Below are 22,192 nucleotides of genomic sequence, written 5' to 3' on the forward strand. Positions count from 1 at the left end.
AATATATTTTGTTTTCTAATAACCAATAAAAAATATATAAACAAAAAAATAAAGCATGCTTTATTGTAAGCACGCTTTATTTGTCTAATGTTAACAAGGATAGAGAAACTATATAATATTAAATACTATTAAAATTTAAGAGCAACTTTTAGTACGCCATCTCTTTGGTTAGCGAATAAGTCGTAAGCTTCTACGATCTTATCAAATGGCATAGTGTGAGTAACTAATTTAGTTAAATCAACACGGTTAGTTTCAATAATTTCCATTAATCTTCTCATTCTTTCTTTACCACCAGGGCATAGAGAGAATGCGATAACACCATCGTTTAAACCAGCACCGATTGCTTTGATAGGAATTGAAATATCTTCGCTATATACACCTAATGAAGAAACTGTTCCACCTGGTCTAATTAAGTTAACAGCTTGGTTGAATGTAGCTTGTTTTCCTAAACATTCAATAGCTGAGTCTAACATTCTACCGTCAGTGATTTCAGAAACACGTTTAAGAACATCTTCTTTAGTGAAGTTAATAGTGTGAGTAGCACCCATTTTCTTAGCCATTTCTAAACGGCTGTCATTACCATCGATAGCGATAATTTTTGAAGCACCTAATAATCTAGCACCGTTTGTAGCACACAGACCAATTGGACCTTGAGCAATTACACCAACGAAGTCACCGATTTTAATTCTTGCGTTTTCAGCACCAGAGAAACCAGTTGACATAATGTCTGGACACATTAAAACTTGTTCATCAGTTAAACTAGATGGAACTTTAGCAAGGTTGTACATAGCATCTTTTACTAAGATGTATTCAGCTTGACAACCATCAGCTATGTTACCGAATTTTCATCCAGCAGTTAGTTTGTAACCGTATTTTTCACTATCACCATCTTGAGATGATTGACCACCTTGACAAGCAGCTGAGTGACCACTTGGAGTAATTGCACCAGCTAAAACACGTTCGTTAAGTTCGTAACCTTTAACTTCGTCACCGTAAGCAGCTAATGTCCCGATAGCTTCGTGACCAAGTGTTAAACCTTTAACTACTGGGTATTCACCTTTTCAAATGTGGATGTCAGTACCACAGATAGTTGTTGTAGTTACTTTAATTAAAGCATCGTTTGGCCCTACTTTTGGTAGATCTTTTTCTACAATTTCAATTTTCCCTTTTTCAACGAAAACTAATGCTTTCATTTTTTTAGGTAAGTTATCTATTGATTTCATATCAACTCCTAGCAATTTTTCTTATTTGATTTTGCAATCTTCTTGCGATTTAATTATAAAACTATAGAAAATAAAAAAATCAAGTTTTTTTAAAAATTAATGTTTTATTTACCACATATTTTATTCTTTTGTTATATTTATTAATTTATTAAATTTATAAATAACTTCTTTATGAGTTTGTTAAACCCTTATTAAATAAGGCTTATTAAGATACTTGAATCAAGAAAGCTTATTTATAATCTTTTATTTTAAGCACTAGTTTTATAACGATTAAAAGAATAAATATTTTATCTAACTATTAACTAACAATATAGAATTAAACAGATAAAAATTGATTAAAGTATCTAAGCAAACACTATAGATCATTAATTTGATAAATAGATAATCTTTATAATTACCAATTAATCTTAAAAAGATTTTTATTCTTTTTAAATAATAAAAAAGATCAATTCGTTTAGAATTGATCTTTTTGTTTTTTATCATCTAACAATTTAACAATTTCATCAAATAACCGTTCAGGGTTGTTGGATAAGCGTTTAATTCTTCCTTTTTGAGCAACTGAGATCTTACCATTAGTTTCACTAACAATAAACACGATGGCATCAGTTTTTTCACTTAAACCTACACCAGCACGGTGTCTAGCACCGTATGATACATCTAATAACTGTCTGGTCATTGGGAAATAACTTGATATTGATGTTAGTTTCATATCCCTGATAATAATTCCACCATCATGTAAAGGAGAGCTTTTGTTATAGAACACTGAGATAATAAACTCTGGTGAAAAATCACCAACAATCTTATAACCTACATTAATATAATAATCTAAGTTATCTTCACGTTCTATTGCGATAATTCCTCCGATCTTGTCTGCTGATAATTTAAGTAAGGAACTACTTAAATTATCATAGAAATCATTAATTGATCTTTGGTCATGTTTTTTCTTAAAGATCTTTTTAAAGAAATTAAAAAGTGATTCTTTTTCTGCTTTCTTAGAAAAGATAAAGATTGTAAATTGAATAATACTTACAATCATGATTACTAAGAAAGCAACTAAGATTAAGATCAGTAGGATTGATTGGTCTTTCATTTATCAGGAATTATATATAGAATTTATTAATGCTTATCTTCTTGAATTTCGAAATCAATGCGTCTTGAACGGTTATCAGTTGATAATAACTTAACATCAACTTTTTGACCAATTTGATAACGATTGTGTTTGTTTTTACCAATTAATGTATCTGTATTAGGATCATATCTATAATAATCACCATTGATGTGGTTTAGTCTTACTAAACCTTCGATTCCATTAGGTAGTTCTACGAACATTCCAAAATTAGTAATCGTACTAACCGTAACGTTGTTAAATCATTCACCTAAGAATTTAGTCATATATTTAACTGATAAGAACGCATTAACATCACGCTCACAATCAAGGGCTGATAATTCTTTCTTATTAATTAATTCACATCAATCATACAAGTTCTTAGTTAATTCTGATCTTTGTTGGTCAGTGTATGATTCCTTATCAAATACAAACATTCATAAAACTCTATGAACGATGTTATCAGCATATCTTCTAATTGGTGATGTGAAGTGGGTGTAGTTTTTAGAAGCCAATGAGAAATGACGCAAGTTATCAGGCGCATAATAAGCTTTATTCATCGAACGTAGTAAAAGCTTATTAACTAGTTTAATTGCTTTGTGTTCTTTGTTTTTAATTAATCATTCTTGAATATCAGTTGATTTAATATCATTAAGATCACCAAAGATTTCAAAATTCAATACCCTTGCGTGGTTAGCAAAGTTATTTAACTTATGAACTGGCGGTTTTGGATGAACCCGATAAATAAAATCTAGTTTGTGTTTATTAGCAAATAAACATACTGCTTCATTAGCTGCCACCATGAAGTCTTCAATCATCTCTTGAGCTTCACCGTGTGGTTTTTTAGTAATATTGATTGGTTCAAAGCGTTCATCTAATTCAATTGATATCTCATCAACTTCGAATTGCAAGAATCCTCTTTTAACCTTCATTTTTCTTAAGATTCTAGCTAATACCCTAGCTTCATCTAACATCTTAACTATTTGACTATCAACATCATTAAGATCATTCTTAGCTTGGAAGTAATCATTAACTAAATCATAACTAAAACGTTTATGAACATTGATGATGGCTGGATAATAATCATATGAAGTAATCTTACCAGTACCATCAATATTCATATCACCAACGATCGCAAACTTATCAACACCTTGATTTAAAGAACAAAGGTCATTCGATAATTCTTCTGGCAACATCGGAATTACTTTATTAGCTAAATATACAGATGTTGCTTTGTTTCTAGCACTACGATCCATAGCGCCATCAAATTTAATGTAATGACAAACATCAGCAATAGCCACTTTTAGATTGTAGTTATCATCATCAATCTTCTTGATATACACAGCATCATCTAAATCTAGAGCACTAGCTGGATCGATCGTAACAAAAGCTAGATCTCTTAGATCTTTACGTAACGCTTTTTGATGATCAGTTAATTCGAATTTTAATTCTTTAGCTTCATTGATTACATCTTGATTAAATCCGAATTCGATTAAATGGTTATATGCGATTGCATCAATATCAATCCCGATATCTTCTTTAGAACCGATCTTTTTAACTAAACAAGCTTTAATTACACCTTGATCAACTGAGATAATCTCAAACAGAATTCGGTCATGTTCTTTTAGATCAATATAGTGTTTGTCTAGAATAACTTTATAAGTTATTCTAGGATCATCTGGATAAACAACATATTCATCTCCAGTGTCTTCATATGTTCCTACGTATTGAGTTCTAGTTCTTTCTATAACTTTTAAAACACAAGCATCAATTAGTTCGTGTTTAGATCATTCGTTTTGAATAGTTAAAGGAGCAAACTCAACTACATCATTGTTAAGTGCATTGTTTAAATTAATGTTATGAACATAGTATTTAGATAATTCATCACCTTCAATTTTGATGAAACCATTACCGCTAGTACCAATTGAAAGTCTACCAACCATCTTGTTTGATAGATCAGGGTCTGAGTTTTGATAACCTAAAACAACTTTGTTACTAGCTAGTTTTTTCAATTCTCCCTTAGCTAGCATTTCATCAATCTCTTTATAGATTGCTGTTTTAGTATATTTATTATTAAGTTTCTTAACAATAATCCCGGGTGGTATTGGCTTACGATTTTCTAATTTAACTATTTCCAGGATATCTTGAATGATCTTTTGCTTATTGTTCATAACACGAATTACAGACTAATATATTATTTATATTCAACTATTTAATTACGAAGTGGTAAATTAACCCAATAATTAAAAACAGTAACATTAAAATAAACATTAAGATTTGTAAAATCTTAATGATCCCTCTATCTTTGGTCTTTTTAAAGATTTCTAAATCTTGACCAGATAAAGATGCTAACCCTCCAGTTGTACCAGAGTTAGATAAACCTAACCCTACTAATAATGAAATGATTGCTAAAACAAAAAATGTTATTTCAATTGGACTCATATGGTAGTTTTTTTACTTTATTTTAATAAGTAATTATAATAATTTATTTTTTTAATTGCTCATATAGGATTTTTATTTTCTTATTATAATGAGCTAATCCTGTTCTGGTGATTGGAAACCCTTCTTTGGTTAATATTGAACTGAGTTCTAATAATGAAGCAGAAGGGTTTTGCAGTTTTGTAAAACAATATCTTTTAAATAGTTCAGTTTGTTCATTAAAACTTTCATCATAAATGATTGTTTCAATCATCGGTTTTAACTTGTTATTCAGATCAATTGTTTTGGTTAAATTAACAATATCAAGATTATTAGATGATTTTACTTTGGAATAGATCTTTCTTTTAATACTTTCATCTTCGTATTTAAAAACGCAATCAAACGCTTTGATATAAGCAATAAAATTAATGATCTCTTGAACTTTTTTTAGATATAAAACAAACTTGTTTTTTCTTGTGGTTAGTTTGAAGTGTTCATGGCCATTTTGAATTAACAGATTGTTAATTAAAATAGCATTGTATTCTTCGTTAAAAACTAATTCTAAATGATGATCTTTAGAATCTGGCGATGATACGTTACCAACGCTTAAAAACAACCCACCAAAAAAAGCATACATATAATCTTCATAATCTGATGAACTATCAAGACTTAAAATCTCTTGATCTAGTTTAAAATTTAGTTCGTATTCAGTTTTCTTTAGCTGATTAACTTTTTTTGTATAAGTAATTTCGTCTTTTAGTTCTTGGTCAAGTAAAACTAAGATCTTTTTTAAAAACCTGATTGTTTTAGGGTATTGTGTAGTATAGCTTAGATAAGAATTATCGATACTAACCAATTTATTAAAAACTATTCCGTTTAAAAAATATTTAGCAGATTTAGTGTCTAGTTCTTGGTTGCAGATTTCGGTTTTTAGTTCTTGACTAAAAGTTCTCATCTTCTTTTTATATATATTTATTATTTATGTAATTTTAAGAAATCATTAACAGCTAGTGCTGCTATTGTTCCGTCTGAAACTGCTGTTGATATTTGTCTAATCTTTTTATTAACACAATCTCCTGCAGCATATAAACCATCAACAGCTGTTTTTTGATTTTGATCAACAATTACATAACCTTCTTCATTTAGAACGTTAAATGATTTCAAGAAACCAGCGTTTGGAATTGCTCCGATATAAGGGAATAAACAATCAATTGCGATTTCTTTAACTTCATTAGTTTTTAAGTCCTTAACTTTCAAACCTTTAAGAACTTGGTCGCCAATATAACCATCAGCTACAGATGATAATAAGAAACTAACATTAGCTTTTTCTTTTAATTTATTAACTGCATACATATCTGCTCTGAATTCATCTCTACGGTGAATTAAATAAACTTTGTTACAGATTCCAGATAAGTATAAAGCTTCTTCAATAGCTCCATTACCACCACCGATAACAGCTACATCACGGTTTTTGTATAACGGACCATCACAAATCGCACAGTATGAGATACCTTTAGATTCGAATTTAGCTTCGTTTTCTAATCCAAGTTTTTTCTCAGTTGTACCAGTAGCTACAATAACTGCTTTAGAAATTAATGTAGTTCCGTTATCTAAATAAGTAAAAAAATAATCTTCTTGTTTATCAACACCACTTACTCTTGAATAAAAGAAAGGGACAGATAAGTTACTTAGATGAGTAAACATATTTACCGCTAAATCTGGTCCTTTGATCGATTCATAACCTGGGTAATTATCGATAAAACCAGTTTTTAGAATTTTTCCACCAGGTGCTGAACCTTCAACTACACAAACATTAATGTTTGCTCTTTTAGCATAAATTCCAGCAGTTATTCCAGCTGGACCACTTCCGATAATTACTAAATCAAAAAGATCGTTTTTTCCATCTACTCGATATGACATTGTTTATTCTTTATTTTTATCCATTGATTAATCATAACCAACATATTGATTAACTAATAAATGTTAATTCTTTTATTAGTTGTTCTATATGTTGTAGTTATCTTGAGTCTTATATTTTATAAGACTAAGAAAAACATTAAATAATGATTAGATTCTAGATAAATTTTAATATTTTATATATTTTTGATTAGCTTTTTATTACTTAATAAAACAAGCATTTTGTTAAAAAATCTAATGAACATTGATGTGTTGTTATACAAAAAAATGCTTATAAAAAGTTATTGATAACTCGTTAATGAAAACTTAACAGGAATTAATATATAAACTATACTTTGTTAAGTAAAACTTATTAAATAAAGATTTTTAAAAATTGAAAATACGCAAAAACAACGGTAAAAACTAATATTTTTAATAAAAATTATTTAATTTATTAATTTAGGTTTTTTGGAAAATTAACGATTCGCAATAGAAGTACAAAAAAGATATTAAGAAAATATAAAAAATGTGCCAACCAAAACATAAGGTTTTAGAAGGTTAACACATTTGAATCTAAATAAAAGATATGGCTATTTTATTTATCGTTATTTATTGATAATAGTTTTAGAATTCCGCTTAGTTTAAATCTAAACTTGAAACAGTCTCTATTATTATGAACTTGAAATTCTCCAAAGGATATTCCATCATATTTAATCGTGTTACTTTCATTTCAAGTATTGATATCTTTAGTAAAGCTAAATTTATCTTTCACTCATTTTTGTGGAGCAGTTTTATCAAAAACTATTGCTTCGGGTTTTTGTTTTAATTTATTATCTTTGTCTAAGAAATCATAAAAATACATTAGGTAATCGCATTTAAACAAATTTTCTCAATATTTAGAAATAACCAAAAGGGGATTGTCTAAAGTTATCTTTTTAAATAATTCCATCCTTTGTTTATAGAATTCAGGCATACGAACTTTTAATTCGTTTGAGAAGTGTTTGAAATAAGTTTTTGATGTTGGCTGTCCAATAATTTGAGGCGCTATATTACCTTTACTTTTTTGATTAGTTTTAACAGATAAGGTTTTCCCTTCTTCAAGAATAAAATCAATTGGATTTTGATTTAATGAGATAAGTTTTATAGGATAAGGTATTTTGTAATAGTCAAATGTTCCCTTGACTATTGGTTTAATCATATCAACAACTTCTCTATTAGCTCTTTTACTATAATTCTCATCTATTTCTAAATTAAATACTTCAGCAATAGCTATTTCTGCTGATACACCAATTATTTCAGTTTTGTATTCATTTAAGTGTTGGTTTCTTGTCATACTTTCATTTTTTATAAAAAAAAGACGGTAAAAATTAGTTTTTTAATAAATCACTTTTAACTAAACAATGTAGATATTCAATTGTTTTATCAGTTTTGATGTTTCTATTTTGATCCTTATCTGCCTTAAACCTTCTATATTCTTTTTTATATAAACTATACTCACCAAATTTTGACATAACTTCCTTAATTTCATCTAAGGTCATTAATCCTTCATTGTTGTAGCTCAAGAAGATATATTTAAAATTAGCTTTTTCTAATAAGTCAGTAAATTTATCAATTACTTTTTTCTTTGTACAATAATCACTTTTCTGATTATTATAATCTCTTAATCCTGTTACACCTCTTAATTTAGGTTGATCATTTAGCGCTATTGTTTCTAATACGTGATAATTAGCGCAATATTGCCTTTCATTATAAGGTGGATCTAGATACAAAATGTCACCTTTGATTGTAGGTATTAATTCATTAGCATCCTTGTTATAAACTTCACCAATTATTCCATCATTAAAATCTAATAATTCAAGTTTTAATTCTTTAGCTGCGCTTTTTTTAATTTTCTTTAAAAATGCACCATATACTGCAGCAGTGTTAGCTACTTTATCTATTCCTTTTATAAGAGCTGCTAAATACGTAAAATATTCATTTTTACCGATCTTTTTTGATTTTAATTGTTTTTCTATTTCATTACGAATAGCATCACATTTTCTTCCATTTTCGTCAGTAAAATATAATCTTTCAGATCCAGATCCTAAACAATAATTGTTATAAACAAAACCGTTTACTGGTTTCAAATTATTAAGATAATCAATTAAATCTAATTTATCTTTTTTAGTGGTTTGTAGATAATGTTTATTCAATACATAACTATAGTACTGAATATCATTCGCTATAACTTTACACCCTTTAGATCTAAAGAAACTCCCGACAACTCCAGTACCAGCAAATAAATCAGCAAAAACTAATTTATCCATTGATTCTTTATTGATAACTCTGCTTATTGTTTGATGTAAGAAATCGAGCAATGAGTGTTTAGATCCGATGTAATTCATAACTTTATATTAACTATTTTAATCTATGAAATATTGGTTGTTGTTATTAGTATTATCTTAAATTTTTAAATTTAAAAATCTATTAATTTAAATTAAAAAATTAGGTATTTTTATCGCAATAAATTAACTACTTTTAATTGTCATTTTTGATTAAAATATTAAACATTAAAAACAACAAAAATATGCAAATTTATCGGTAAATTTGCCATAAAATAAAAAAATAATCCAACTGTTAATTGGGTTATTTTTATTGTTTTATTATAGCTTAATTAATCATCTGAATTTTATAACATCTTCAGGATTTCATCTAGGTAAATTGTATTCTCAAAAGCATATTGCTTTTCAGATTTACCAAAATGACCATAAGTTGCTAAACCACTGTATTTGGTAGTTCTTAGTTTTAAGATGTTAATTATCTCAGCTAGGTTGTGATTAAAGATCTTTTTAATGATCTTGTAGATTGTTTTCATATCAACAGTATTGGTATCAAAACAGTTGATTGAAATATCTAATGGTTTAGGAACACCAATCGCTCAAGAGATAATCACTTCACATTGAGTTGCTAATTTAGCTTTGATGATATGTTTAGCAATTCATCTAGCATAATAAGCACCTGATCGGTCAACTTTAGTGTAATCCTTACCACCATAAGCACCACCACCGTGATGAGCATAAATCCCAAAACTATCAACAAGTAACTTACGACCAGTTAGTCCAGTATCAGCAATCGGACCACCACTTGTAAATAATCCAGAAGGATTAATTAATGCTTCATAATCCTTACTAAAACCATATTTAGTAGCAATCTCATCCATAATAAACTTTTTAACAAAAAGTTTAAACACACTAAGATCAATATTCTCTTCGTGTTGAATTGACATCAAGATAGTTTTTAATTCAACTTGATTATCTTCTAGATAATTCAAGCTTACTTGTGCCTTCATATCATATTTAGCATGATTAAAGGTTTGGTTGTCAATTAATTCTCTTGCTAATTTAACTAGATCATGTGCCATTACTACTGCTAATGGCATTTGGTTATTAGTTTCATTACAAGCATAACCAACAGTTATCCCTTGATCACCAGCGCCTATCATATTATTCTTTTGATCAACAGATTGAGCAATATCAGGAGATTGTTGGTTGATATTAGATATGATCGTAAAACTTGAACGATCATATCCTAATTTAGTTACAACATCTCAAGCAATCTTTACATGATCTACTTTTGCCTTGGTCGTAATCTCGCCAGCAATCACAATTAATCGGTTAGCTGCAACAACTTCGCAAGCTACACGGCTGTTTTCATCTTGTTTTAAACATTCATCCAAGATACCATCAGCAATCTGGTCACAGATCTTATCTGGGTGACCGCTACCAACACTTTCAGCAGTATATACACCTCTTCTATTGTGTTCTAATTTAATTATATTCAGTATTACTACCTCATTTATCTCTTTGTTATCAATAGTTATTTTAACTTAATATAAGAATTATATTAAGTTGATAAACTATATAATTATAGACAATAAAATTTATATCTAGATCAATAATTCTATTGTTGATCTAGTAAGTGGTGGGTATAGTTTACTATCATAGCTGCATTATCGCCAGTATAGATCTTTTTAGGGATTAAAGTCTTAATTTTTAATAGCGATAATTGTTCTCTTAGATAACTATTAGCACTAACTCCACCTCCCAATAAGATTGTTTGGAATCTTATTGGACTTTTATTAATCTGGTGTTTAACTCTATTAATAAAATCATCAATAATAAACCCTTGGAATGATGATACTACTTTGGTAATATCAAATTCAGGTTGATCTTTGTTTTGTTGGATGTATCTTAAGACTGCTGATTTGAATCCAGAATAACTAAATGATGATAGTTTATTAGTTTTTAAAAACTGAATTGTATTAGTTTTAGATTGATCAAACATTTGATCAATCTTAGGTCCTGCTGGGTATTTTAAATCAAGCGCTCTACCAACTTTATCATACACTTCACCAATCGCATCATCTTTAGTCTCATCTAATAAAGTGATTTTAGTAGGTGATTCTACTTGGTAGATTGAAGTATGCCCACCACTAACAACTAACCCAAGTGCTGGGTATGTTAGATCATCAATTGGGTATTGACTATCACCATCATTAATTGTTGGCGAAAAGATATGGCCGTATAAGTGGTTGATTCCTTTTACTTCGATATTAAGTAAAAAACCTAAAGTATCAGCAAAAACCTTAGCAACATGCAAACAACCCAACAAACCAGGTTGTTGGGTGTATGTTATTAGATCAATCTTATTAATTGAGATATTTGCTTCTAAAAGCGCTTCTTTTAGAGTTTGGTGCAATACTTCTTCATGATATCTAGCAGCTATTTCAGGAACGACACCACCATAATTAGCATGAACACTTGAAGAAGATTTTGTTTTGGTTACTACGATCTTACGATCAATTGAAATTGATATCGATAAATCGTCACAACTTGATTCAATTCCTAAGATGATTTTATATTGCATGATGTTTTAATCGTAATTTATTAAATTATTTTCATCAATCACTTTTAAATCTAGCATAAGCATTTATTAAGCTAGCTTTTTGAATGTCATTGATTGGCGATTCAATAAATCGATTAACATCAGCTACATTTTCAATAAAATAAGCTGAGTTGATATTCTCAGATAATTCATCTTGTCCGTCAACATCTAATCAACCTTCTTTAGCTACCAAACCTTTTTCAGGATCAGATATCTTTTTAAGTGGTGATGTGTATTGAACGTAGTTAAAGTTTTCTAGTGGTCCGTATTTATATACAACATCATCATCACTTTCATCAGATTCTTCTTCTTTGTTTTCTGAACCTTCAGATTCCATTGGATTAGTTGAACTTTCAGTTCCACCCATATTGTTATTATTCATTGATTCAGTAGATTCATTTGCTTCAGTCATCATTGTTGAATTATCATTCATAGCTTCTTGATTGTCTGAATCAGCTTCATCTTTTAATTCTGCTTGAAAATTATCTAAATCCTGATCAAGACCTTCTAGAGCTACTTTTCTGATAATCTTATAACTTTGATCTAAAAAGCTTGGATATTGATCGATATTAGATTTATTGATAACAATAAGATCTAATGCTAATGGCGTGTATTTTGGGGTAATTATGTGGAAATCTTCGCTTGTAGGTTTTTTAGGATCGTTTTTATCGCTGTGATATTCACCACCTTGAGCAGAATATATCGCATCACCATTAAACATGATCGCAGCATTAACTCTTCTTGATGCTAAGTTGTTATAAATTACTGATGAGTCAGAGTTTAGTAAAGCAGTAGATTTATTTAAATCACTTAAATTATGATAGTTCAAACCTGCATCTGCGATTGCTTTATAAACATTATAAAACTCTGCTTGGCTTAATTGGTTTGATTTAGGATTTACCGTAATTTCTTGATTATCTTGAGCTGTTTTAATTAAATTAGCAACTGAATATAATGAACGTTCGTCTTCAACAATCCCTAATTTATTATTATTAAATCTTGCACGATGCTTTTCATTAGTGATAGTACTAATAATGTCGTATCAACTACTTTCATGATCTACTAAAGAAGCAATCTTAGGGCCACGGTAAGCAAACACAAATGATTGGAAAAAATAAGGAACTGAATAATCTAATAGATTGATTTTTTCACCTTTAATTGAATAACTAGTTAAGATTTCTTTAACTTGATCAGTAAATAAATCTAACGCATCATTAGCATTGTTGATCTTAACTAATTGATCTTCGTCATTTAAATAGCTTAAATTGAACTTTGTTCAATCTAATTTAATTAAACTACCTTGTCTAATTAGATCAATTACAGCATAAGTAGATGCAGTACCAATGGTAAATGTTTTGTTTTTAAAGTTAGTAATTAAATTTTCATTTGATGGAACACTATTAAATTGCAAATTGTTGTATTCACTTAAAAGTTGCTTTTGCAAATTAGGTGACATATATGATTCAAAATTACCATAAACAAACTGCTTATTTAATAGGTTAGAATTAGCTCCACCTTCACCACAACTAGTTACTAAAAAAGCTGATAAAGTTAGAGCTGAAAATATTGTTTTTAGCGGTTTTTTCTTCATTTTTCTTAAAATACTTAGTTATTAATTGAACGAACAACTTTTTCTTTGTAGTTGATTTTTTCAGCAATTGCTTTTTTGATTACTGAGAATACTGTAGCTAAGATACCAATGAACACTAAGATTGAACCAAAAGCAATCGCTCAACCTTTAACACCTTTAGCAATTGAATATAATTCAGTAGCTATTGTTCTAGCTGACCCTCTTACATAAGAAGTGATAATGAAATCATCAAATGATGTTGCAAAAGCAATTAATCCACCAACCACTAATGAAGGTGCTAGATAAGATAAAGTAATCTTAAAGAATGTTTGAACTTTGTTATATCCTAAATCTTGTGAAGCAAGAATTAGGTTAGGATTCATCTTTAACATTCTTGGGTATATTGATACTAAAGCAAACGGAGTGCTGATTGAGATATGTGAAACAATAATTGTAAATAAACCTAGCGGTTGAGACAATGATACTCACACAGCAATAAAGAAAATAATTAAACTTAAACCTGAGATGATATCAGGAACAACGATCGAAGTATTTGATACTGACATCGTTAGTTTTTGATAAACTTTTTTATTTCTTCAAATCCCAAAAGCAGTAATAGTCGCAATAAAAACAGAGATCGGAGTTGATACTAAAGCAACTATTAACGATGTTGTTAATGGCGTTAAAAAATCACCTTCAGCCAATGATTTATATGTTGCAAAAATCTTTTCTTTATCAAATTCACCAAAAGTTAAATTAACGTTACCTCTTTCAGTAACACCATTAAAAGATAAGATAACAATAATAAATAAAGGTAAATAGATAAACAATAAGATAACAAAGATATAACTTTGTCTTAAGATTGTCTTAAACTTGTTCATTTTGATCAACCACCGTTTTAATTTTGTTTCTTAATACAGCTCGTTTTTTCATGTAATTAAATAGTTTAGGTGCTACAAAAACTACCATATAGAAAGCAAGAATAATTAATGCTAAAGTTAAACTTAAAGCACTAGCTTGAGAGATTGCTACTTTAGATTCTAATCCGTTTGATCCAAGCGATAATAAATACGCACCAATCTGTTGTCCATCATTAGAGTTATTAACAAATTGTGAGATCCCTGCTGTTGTAAATGAAGGTAATAATACTAAAGTAACACCAGAGATAATTGCGTTTTTACAATAAGGAATAACAACTTTAAAAAAACTCATGAAGTAGTTATACCCTAAGTCTTGTGATGCCAACATGTAGTTTTTAGGCATTGAAATTAAAACTGTGTAAATTGGCAAAATCATAAATGGCATGAAGATATAAACTAAACCTAGTAATGTTCAACCATCACCAAATGTACTATTAGCTTCGCCAAACATTAAATCTAATAAAGATTTAAGACCGATTACTTTAATAAGAAAACTATTTCAAATGGGAGCTGTAACTAAAGCTACAACACTATATTTAAATAATTTGTTTTTAGAAATCGATAAAAGATAAGCAAAAGGGAAAGCAATTAATAAACAGATAATTGTGCAAGCAACTGCTAATCCGAATGATTTGAAGATCTTAGTTATTGTAAAACTATCGATTATTGAGAAATTGTCAGCAACAGTTACATTAATGCTACTACCATCTTCTATTTCAACACTAAAAGGTGTGAAAGCATTAACCAATACGATGATTAATGGAATAATAAAAAGAACTAGTAATAATAAAGCATAAGGTAAGATTAATCAAGTTCTTTTAGGACCTTTAAAGGTTTGCACCAAAGCATTTCAACTCTTAGCGCTGAACATCTTCTTCTTTCCTCATCATATGAACATCCATTTCGTCAAATTTTAATCCAACGATGGCACCTACTTTAACTTCATCAATGTTATCAACAGTGATCTTAGTTTTATCAGGCATTAAACATTCAATTTCTCATAAAACACCTTTATATGATGTTTTAGTAACTTCAACATTGAAGAATCCTTTATCTTTCTCAACAACATCAAAATCTTCAGGACGAATTAAAACACGAACTTTATCATCTTTTTTGAAATCGTATTCTTCATCAGTATCAATGATGTCGCCTGAATTTAATTTAATTTTGTAATCACCTAAATATGTTCCATCAAAGATGTTAGCAGCACCGATAAATCTTGCTGTTCATTCGTTGATTGGAGAGTCATATATAATATTAGGCTTACCAACTTGTTCAATATCACCTTGTGACATTACAACGATTTTGTCAGATAGTAATAAAGCTTCTTCTTGATCGTGAGTAACTAAAATAAAAGTAATATTCAATTCTTTATGAATACGTTTTAATTCATTTTGTAATTGTTTTCTTACTTTAGCATCTAGAGCACTTAATGGTTCATCTAGCAATAACGTTTCAGGTTCAATAACTAAAGCACGAGCTAGAGCAACTCTTTGTTGCATCCCGCCAGATAATTCAGACGGATACTTATCTTCTTTACCAGCTAGACCAACTAAATTGATCATTTTAGTAGCTCTTTGATCAATTTCTTCTTTTGTTAATCTTCTAGTCAAAACTTTGTTTTCAAAAGTTTCTTTTTTCATGATTGGATAAGTTTCTCAATATGAAATTCATCCATCAACGTTTTCTAATTCTTTTAATACCTTATCGTATTTGATATCTATTGGTATTTTTTTCTTGTAATTGACCTTTAGAGTTTCTATTTCAGTATTAAGTTTAATAACTTCAGTTTGTTCGATTGCTTCTGATAATTTAGACTCTAATTTAATCAGTTCTTCTTGATATTGAGCAAAACGCATTTCATCGTTTTCAAACATTCAGAAGTTTTTTTCATATTCTTTGCGAACTTTATTTAACTTATTAGTTAAATCATTCTTTTTCTTGTTAAGATCATTAATTTTAGCTGCAGCTTTTTTTTGAGCTTCTTGCTTAATATTTTCTGCTTGGATAGCTAATTTAGGATCACTGTCTTCTCTAGGTACACGCATGATCTTAAGCCCATAACAAACATTGTTATAAACTGTCATGTTTGGGAATAATGCATAATCTTGAAAAACAGTTGCAAATGGACGTTTGTGAACAGGCATATCTTTAATATCAATGCCGTCAATTTTAATTTGTCCATAGGTTGGTTGTTCGAACCCAGCAAGTAATTTTAACGTTGTAGTTTTACCACATCCAGATGGTCCTAATAAAGTTACGAATTCAGATTTATTAATATCTAAATTTAAATTTCTAACTGCTACAAAACCATCTTCAAAAGTCTTATTAACGTTTCTTAGCTGAATAAAAACTTTTTCTTCCAATTCCGGTCAATCCTTTCAATATATTTAAATTAGTTTTTATAAAAATTACAAGTAAAATTATAAAGTTTTTTTATTAAAAATTTACAAAAAAAATCTTTTTTTTCGATAAATATTTTTTGTCTCAAAAATTCAAAACTAAAAATCTTCGCAAAACACTTTAAAATAAAGGATTTCACGAAGATTTAATTAAACTTATTTTTTCTATTTTTTTAAATTTTTACGCAAACTTATTAGTAGCAATTAATGCGATAACTATCGATATAATTAAAATAATAAAAGCACCTACTATTGTTCATAAAACTCTAACACGCGCTTTAGAGGACTTATGTTTTTTGTCGTAACTATTATAAACAGATTGTTTATTAACTTCTTTATAGTTCGTATTAGACGATCTATTATTGGATTCAATATATTTATTTTTCTTATCTTCTTGTATTTCCTTGTCTAGTTTTTTAAATAAACTTTTTCGATCATCTGATGATTGTGTCATCTGTCTTGATTCATTATTTTTTTCAACAGATTTATTAGTTTCAGTTAATTCATTGTAACTATTTGTTGTTTCATCGTCTTCAGGAAATAACATATCAGTGGATATGTTTTGATGATTATTCTTTCTTATATATTGATAAAGATTGCTTTTATTACCTTGAGCTATTTCATTTATATCTGACTCTATATTTTGCATATCTATAGTCATTTTTTTAGGAATAATATCTTCGTCATCTTCTAAATTAATGACTAATTTGGTAGTTTTATTCATTAAATCTTCAGATTGTTTTATTGCTATCTGATTTTTGTTAGAAGATATTTCTTCATCTTTTTGTAAATCTAAATCAATAGAAGAAGTTCTTTCAAATTTATCATCACGATAGTTAGGTATACCATACTTGAAATCGCTATGATCGATACTCTCGATAATAGAAGAGGATTCAAAGATATTTTTTTCTTTATTGACTAATGAATCTATAGAACTAATATTTTTTTGTTCTTTACTAATAATGATATCATCGTCTTTATTGAATTTAGATTCACTAAATAACGATTCTGATCTAGGGAAAGCAGGTTTTGTTATTATTGAGCGATTTAAAGTAGATTCATTATTTTGATTTTGTTGAGAATTGAATTGATTGTTATTAGATTTAACATCAATTTTATTTGAAAATTGGCTATGTTGATTTAAATTATTAAGAACTCGTTTGTTAATTGGATTAATTTGGTTCTGACTAGTTCATCCATTTATTCTTGACTGAGGATTTAAATTATTCTTATCAACAGAACGAATTACATCTTCACCTTCTCTTTGAATAAATGAAGCATCATGAACACTTATCGTATTAAATGTTCCCGTGTTAGCACTAAAAAGATCAGTGACATGGTCAATATTTAAATAATCCATAGCACTTTTAGAGGATGTTTTATCCGCTTTTATAACTTCAGATGGAACATTAACTAAATCATTATCAGTTAATTCTTCAGTTATTAAAACACGATCGGTTGATTCAACTAGTTCTTTTTCATATTGATCAATTGATAATAATTGCTTATCATTTTGATCTTTTTTTGATGACAAATTATCATCTTCTTCTAAATCATCTTCTTCGTTTAATAAGAAGTCTTCTGTTGTATTTATTAATGCATCACTAATCGTGCGGCGTGATTTATTATTCTTATTATCCATAACCGATAATAAAATTATATTATTTTAAGAAATAATATTATTCTAGTTGTATTTTTATTATGCTATGAATTAAAGATTTATTAATCAATGAATTGAGTAGTTTTTAATTCTTCGTCATATTCTAAATCATCATCTTCATCAGCATCTTTAAATCGTTTTGCGTAATCATTAGATTTTTGTAAGGAAATTGACGCAAACGATTTAGTATTTTCAACAACAGTAAGGTTTCTTATACAAGTAAGTTTGATTGAATATTTAGATAATTCGTGGTGATTTTGAATATCTTTTTTAATATCTAATATAAGTTGTTTAAAGTCTTGATCACTAATATTAGGTTGAATCATTATTTGGATATCAAAACCGTTTTTTAATATTTTATAGTTGGCTATACCTTGATCATGTTTATGTTTATTTAATAGATCAGTCATAAAGTCAGCTCGTTTTTCGTCATCATCACCATCCTTATATCTAGCACCTGGTCTTGATGCTGATATTTTATCAGCAATTTGAGTTATCTTAGCATAGAAGTTTTTAGATTTTTCATATAATTTTGGATTGCCATGGTGACAATTAATCGCATCGATAATATCAATATCTAAATCAAAATATTTAGCGATAGCTACACCTGCAGCAACGTGGTTACCAGTTGAGTATTTTAATTTCTTCCAGTTTTCTTCATGATTAATAGATTTACCAATATCATGAAGCAATCCACATAATTTAGCTTTTTCAACATTTAAGCCTAATTGACTCGCAATATTTGCTGCTAATTGAGCAGTTTCGATAGAATGTTCTAATACCATTTGCGTATTAGAACCTCTGAATTTTAATCTACCAATATATTCACATATATCTTTATTTGGTAATAATTTTGAATCGTATAAATCTAATTCTTGCAACACTTCTTCACCGATTTTTTTAGTTTCTGCAGTAAATTCATTTAGTGTTTCGTAATAACATTTTTTAATTAAATCATCAGTTAAATAATGGATTTTATCATCACCTATAATACTAATAATTTTGTTAATAGCTCTTTCAGCTATAGTTAATTTAATTGCATTAAAGCAAGAAAGAGAAATTTTCTTATTTGCAGAGTCAATATCTAACTTGATACCATATAAAGTTTCAATGTAAGCTTTAGTTTTACCATCTTTACCAATTAACTTAGAATAGAAATCATTCGTAACTTTTTGATCTTTTTCAGAATCGCCGCTGTTATATTGGTAATTAATTGTTCTTTTAGTAGTAACTCTAACTGTCTTAGCTAATAATTCAGTCGAATTCATTGCATTGATAAGTATTTTGTTGATTTCATTCGCAATTTCATTTTTTCTGACATTAGCTCTTTTTTCTTCTTCTTTGATCATTTGTTCTAGATCATTTCGAACATAGATACGGTATTCATCTAGAATAAATTTTCTCGCTTCTTCTTCATTGATTTTCATCTCTTTTAACATAGCAATCTTCTCTTCGATTTTCTTAGAATCAATTCTTTTTTTAAGAAGGCTATTTTCTCTTCTCTTATCTTTTATCTCTTCGTTTAGTTGATTGTTTCTTTCTTCAATAAGAATTTTTTCGCTCAGAACTGAAATAAAGAAATTTTTTATTTCTTTAAATTCTTTTTTAGATATCATTTTTCGATCATCTTGAAATAAATAATGTTCGTTTAGTTTTTCTTTTAGTTCATCTTGTTTATTAATTTTAATTATTTCGTTTTCAAGTTCACGTTGATGATTTTCAGTTTCTTTCAAGAATCTAAATTCAAAAAATTTCAACAAAATAAAGATAAATAATAGAAGTGCTAATGCGGTTAATAAAGCCACAATTAAATACATTAAGTCTAAAGAGATGTTAGTCATATAAAATAATTTTATATTATTAACTATCTTTTAATTTATCTAAAACTTCTTTTTTAATTAGTTCGTATAGTTCTTTTGTTTCTTGAATTTTAGCAATTAAATTAGTTCTTCCTTGAGCAAGTTTATCTTCTTTATATGAAAATCAGCTACCAGATTGTTTAATAATTTCGTTATCAATAGCTAAATCAATAATTTCATTTATCTCACTAATACCCGAATTAAAGAAAAAATCGATATAAGTAGTAGACATTGGTGATGAAAGTTTATTTTTTGTTACTGTAGCTTTCGATTTAATGCCGATTGGATTATTGTTTGTATCTTTTAATATTTCAGATCTTCTTAACTCTAATCTTGTCGATGAATAGAATTTTAATGCTTTTCCACCTGTTGTAATTTCAGGATTACCAAACATTATCCCAACTTTTTCACGTAATTGATTAATAAAAATAACTGCTACATTATGTTTAGCCAACAATGGTTGAATACGCGATAAACCTCTGGACATCATTCTTGCATGTGTTCCCATTGTTTGTTCTTCCATCTTACCTTCAATTTCAACTTTAGGAACTAGCGCAGCTACAGAATCCACCACAATTAGATCAATTAATTCAGTCTTTATTAAGGATTTAATTATTTCAAAACCTTGTTCTCCATATTCAGGTCTAGCAATGATTAATTTAGTTAAATCAATTCCTAACCGTTTAGCATATCTTAAATCTAACGAATGCTCTGCATCAATAAATGCTACACGCATATCATTATTTATTGCTTGCTTAATTGTTGATAATGCTAAAGTTGTTTTTCCGCAAGATTCATTTCCATAAATCTCAACTATCCTACCTTTAGTAAAACCACCAGTACCTAATGCATGGTCTAATTTTATACTTCCGCTAGAAATACATTCTAGATCTTCTATATTATCATTATCGTTAGCATATATATTAGTTTTACCGAACTTTTGTTGTAATAACTTTAAAATTTGGTCACTTGTAACTTTATCAATATTCTTTTTATTTGTATTTTTTAATTCATTCATAATTTTTTCGTAATTCTTTTTATTAAACATATGTAAAAAATAAGAGATAAGGAAGAAAAATAATTAATTTAATTTTGCTTATTCTTTGCAATAAAGGATTTAATGAATGAATTAATCATTTTATTAAACTTGATATTTAAAACTAATTTATATCTATTTTATTAAATTTAAGAAATCTTAATAAGAAGGAGGTTTTTATAATAACACTATTGTCATTGCTTTTGTATAAAAATTAGTAATCCAGGCAAGTCTAATTTTTATGTAATTATGGTAATTACCTATAGTTTAAGAAAATTTTTTATTTAACTATTTTTAGCAAAATTACCGGTTGTTTTTATATTTTTCAAATTTTTATTTAAGTTTTTAATATCTAAAAGATTTGTATAAGTATTTAATTAAATTTTTAAACTACACATAAATCTCTTTTGTAATATCATCATGTTTTTTTGTTTGGATGTAGATACAATTAAAATTAATCTTTATTACTTTAATTAATTGATTTAATTAAATAAAAAATATCTATGAACAATAAAGTTACATAGATATCATTACATTTTTTTATTATTGGTTGGTTAAGTTTTGTGAATATAATTATTGCTTCTTTTCTTCTTCATCAAGAATTGTTATAAATTCGCCATAACCAGATTTTTCTAAATCTTCATAAGCAATAAATTTTAATGAAGCTGAGTTAATACAATATCTTAATCCACCTAATTCCTTAGGTCCGTCATTAAAAACATGACCAAGATGGCTATCAGAATTTTTAGCTCGCACTTCTGTTCGAATCATATTATGAGATAAATCTTTTAATTCGTTTATTAATTCTTTTTGGATTGGTCTAGAAAAAGCAGGTCAACCACAACCTGAATCAAATTTGTGAGTTGATAAAAATAATGGTTCTCCACTTGTAATATCTACATATATTCCTTTTTTAAAATGCTTATCATATTCATTTGTAAACGGTCTTTCAGTTGCTGCGTTTTGTGTAACTTCAAATTGAATATCTGTAAGTTCTTTTTTAAGAACTTCTATCGGTTTTTTAGTATATTTTTTCATATCAGATTTTTAAAGATAAAACGATTATCAAATAAAAAAAATTTAATCCTTAAAAATTAAATAGTTAAGGATTAAATTAGTTTTTAAAAGTTTTGATTAGGATTTAATCAAGAAAAAATAGACCAAGAATAAAGTGATAAAA

General features: G+C 28.0%; 18 protein-coding genes. All 18 read right to left on the reverse strand.

The window, feature by feature from the left end; all coding sequences use genetic code 4:
* Nucleotides 1–128: 128 nt before the first annotated feature.
* The 18 genes from NMG68_RS02350 to msrB all read right to left on the reverse strand — a co-directional run bounded on the left by NMG68_RS02350 (nucleotide 129) and on the right by msrB (nucleotide 22,050).
* A complete protein-coding gene (locus tag NMG68_RS02350; protein WP_255034354.1) occupies nucleotides 129–1,223 on the reverse strand; it encodes a zinc-binding dehydrogenase in 1,095 nt (364 codons plus the stop codon).
* Nucleotides 1,224–1,677: 454 nt separating this feature from the next.
* Nucleotides 1,678–2,313, reverse strand: coding sequence for a diadenylate cyclase CdaM (gene cdaM / locus NMG68_RS02355; protein ID WP_255034355.1), 636 nt, complete (start codon nucleotides 2,311–2,313; stop codon nucleotides 1,678–1,680).
* Between the two features lie 26 nt (nucleotides 2,314–2,339).
* Entirely contained in the window at nucleotides 2,340–4,499 is a 2,160-nt protein-coding gene (rnr, locus tag NMG68_RS02360) for a ribonuclease R (RefSeq protein ID WP_255034356.1), read from the reverse strand.
* A gap of 37 nt (nucleotides 4,500–4,536) precedes the next feature.
* A complete protein-coding gene (gene secG / locus NMG68_RS02365) occupies nucleotides 4,537–4,770 on the reverse strand; it encodes a preprotein translocase subunit SecG (protein ID WP_255034358.1) in 234 nt (77 codons plus the stop codon).
* A gap of 43 nt (nucleotides 4,771–4,813) precedes the next feature.
* Entirely contained in the window at nucleotides 4,814–5,701 is an 888-nt protein-coding gene (gene whiA, locus NMG68_RS02370) for a DNA-binding protein WhiA (RefSeq protein WP_255034359.1), read from the reverse strand.
* A gap of 20 nt (nucleotides 5,702–5,721) precedes the next feature.
* Entirely contained in the window at nucleotides 5,722–6,666 is a 945-nt protein-coding gene (trxB, locus tag NMG68_RS02375; protein WP_255034360.1) for a thioredoxin-disulfide reductase, read from the reverse strand.
* 571 nt (nucleotides 6,667–7,237) lie between these two features.
* Nucleotides 7,238–7,975: a hypothetical protein gene (locus tag NMG68_RS02380; RefSeq protein WP_255034361.1), complete on the reverse strand. Its 738-nt coding sequence runs from the start codon at nucleotides 7,973–7,975 to the stop codon at nucleotides 7,238–7,240.
* A gap of 34 nt (nucleotides 7,976–8,009) precedes the next feature.
* Complete coding sequence (locus NMG68_RS02385; RefSeq protein ID WP_255034362.1) at nucleotides 8,010–9,026, reverse strand: DNA adenine methylase; 1,017 nt, start codon at nucleotides 9,024–9,026, stop codon at nucleotides 8,010–8,012.
* Between the two features lie 284 nt (nucleotides 9,027–9,310).
* A complete protein-coding gene (gene metK, locus NMG68_RS02390; protein WP_319023167.1) occupies nucleotides 9,311–10,501 on the reverse strand; it encodes a methionine adenosyltransferase in 1,191 nt (396 codons plus the stop codon).
* Between the two features lie 80 nt (nucleotides 10,502–10,581).
* On the reverse strand, nucleotides 10,582–11,547 hold the full coding sequence (gene tsaD, locus NMG68_RS02395) for a tRNA (adenosine(37)-N6)-threonylcarbamoyltransferase complex transferase subunit TsaD (RefSeq protein ID WP_255034363.1): 966 nt from the start codon (nucleotides 11,545–11,547) through the stop codon (nucleotides 10,582–10,584).
* A gap of 25 nt (nucleotides 11,548–11,572) precedes the next feature.
* Nucleotides 11,573–13,156, reverse strand: coding sequence for a type 2 periplasmic-binding domain-containing protein (locus tag NMG68_RS02400; RefSeq protein WP_255034364.1), 1,584 nt, complete (start codon nucleotides 13,154–13,156; stop codon nucleotides 11,573–11,575).
* A gap of 14 nt (nucleotides 13,157–13,170) precedes the next feature.
* Nucleotides 13,171–14,016 (reverse strand): ABC transporter permease, encoded by an 846-nt coding sequence (locus NMG68_RS02405; RefSeq protein ID WP_255034365.1) that lies wholly within the window; start codon nucleotides 14,014–14,016, stop codon nucleotides 13,171–13,173.
* Entirely contained in the window at nucleotides 14,003–14,926 is a 924-nt protein-coding gene (locus NMG68_RS02410; RefSeq protein WP_255034366.1) for an ABC transporter permease, read from the reverse strand. Before NMG68_RS02410 ends, NMG68_RS02405 begins: the two co-directional genes overlap by 14 nt.
* Nucleotides 14,913–16,421: an ATP-binding cassette domain-containing protein gene (locus NMG68_RS02415; RefSeq protein ID WP_255034368.1), complete on the reverse strand. Its 1,509-nt coding sequence runs from the start codon at nucleotides 16,419–16,421 to the stop codon at nucleotides 14,913–14,915. The genes NMG68_RS02410 and NMG68_RS02415 overlap by 14 nt, the downstream gene beginning before the upstream one ends.
* Nucleotides 16,422–16,638: 217 nt before the next feature.
* A complete protein-coding gene (locus NMG68_RS02420; protein WP_255034369.1) occupies nucleotides 16,639–18,099 on the reverse strand; it encodes a hypothetical protein in 1,461 nt (486 codons plus the stop codon).
* Between the two features lie 80 nt (nucleotides 18,100–18,179).
* Nucleotides 18,180–19,958, reverse strand: coding sequence for an HDIG domain-containing metalloprotein (locus NMG68_RS02425; protein ID WP_255034370.1), 1,779 nt, complete (start codon nucleotides 19,956–19,958; stop codon nucleotides 18,180–18,182).
* A gap of 19 nt (nucleotides 19,959–19,977) precedes the next feature.
* Nucleotides 19,978–21,024, reverse strand: coding sequence for a recombinase RecA (gene recA / locus NMG68_RS02430; protein WP_255034371.1), 1,047 nt, complete (start codon nucleotides 21,022–21,024; stop codon nucleotides 19,978–19,980).
* Nucleotides 21,025–21,585: 561 nt separating this feature from the next.
* Entirely contained in the window at nucleotides 21,586–22,050 is a 465-nt protein-coding gene (msrB, locus tag NMG68_RS02435) for a peptide-methionine (R)-S-oxide reductase MsrB (RefSeq protein WP_255034372.1), read from the reverse strand.
* Nucleotides 22,051–22,192: the final 142 nt, after the last annotated feature.

Origin of the sequence: Mycoplasma bradburyae, assembly GCF_024338845.1 — a bacterium.
Lineage (GTDB): Bacteria > Bacillota_I > Bacilli_A > Mycoplasmatales > Mycoplasmoidaceae > Mycoplasmoides > Mycoplasmoides bradburyae.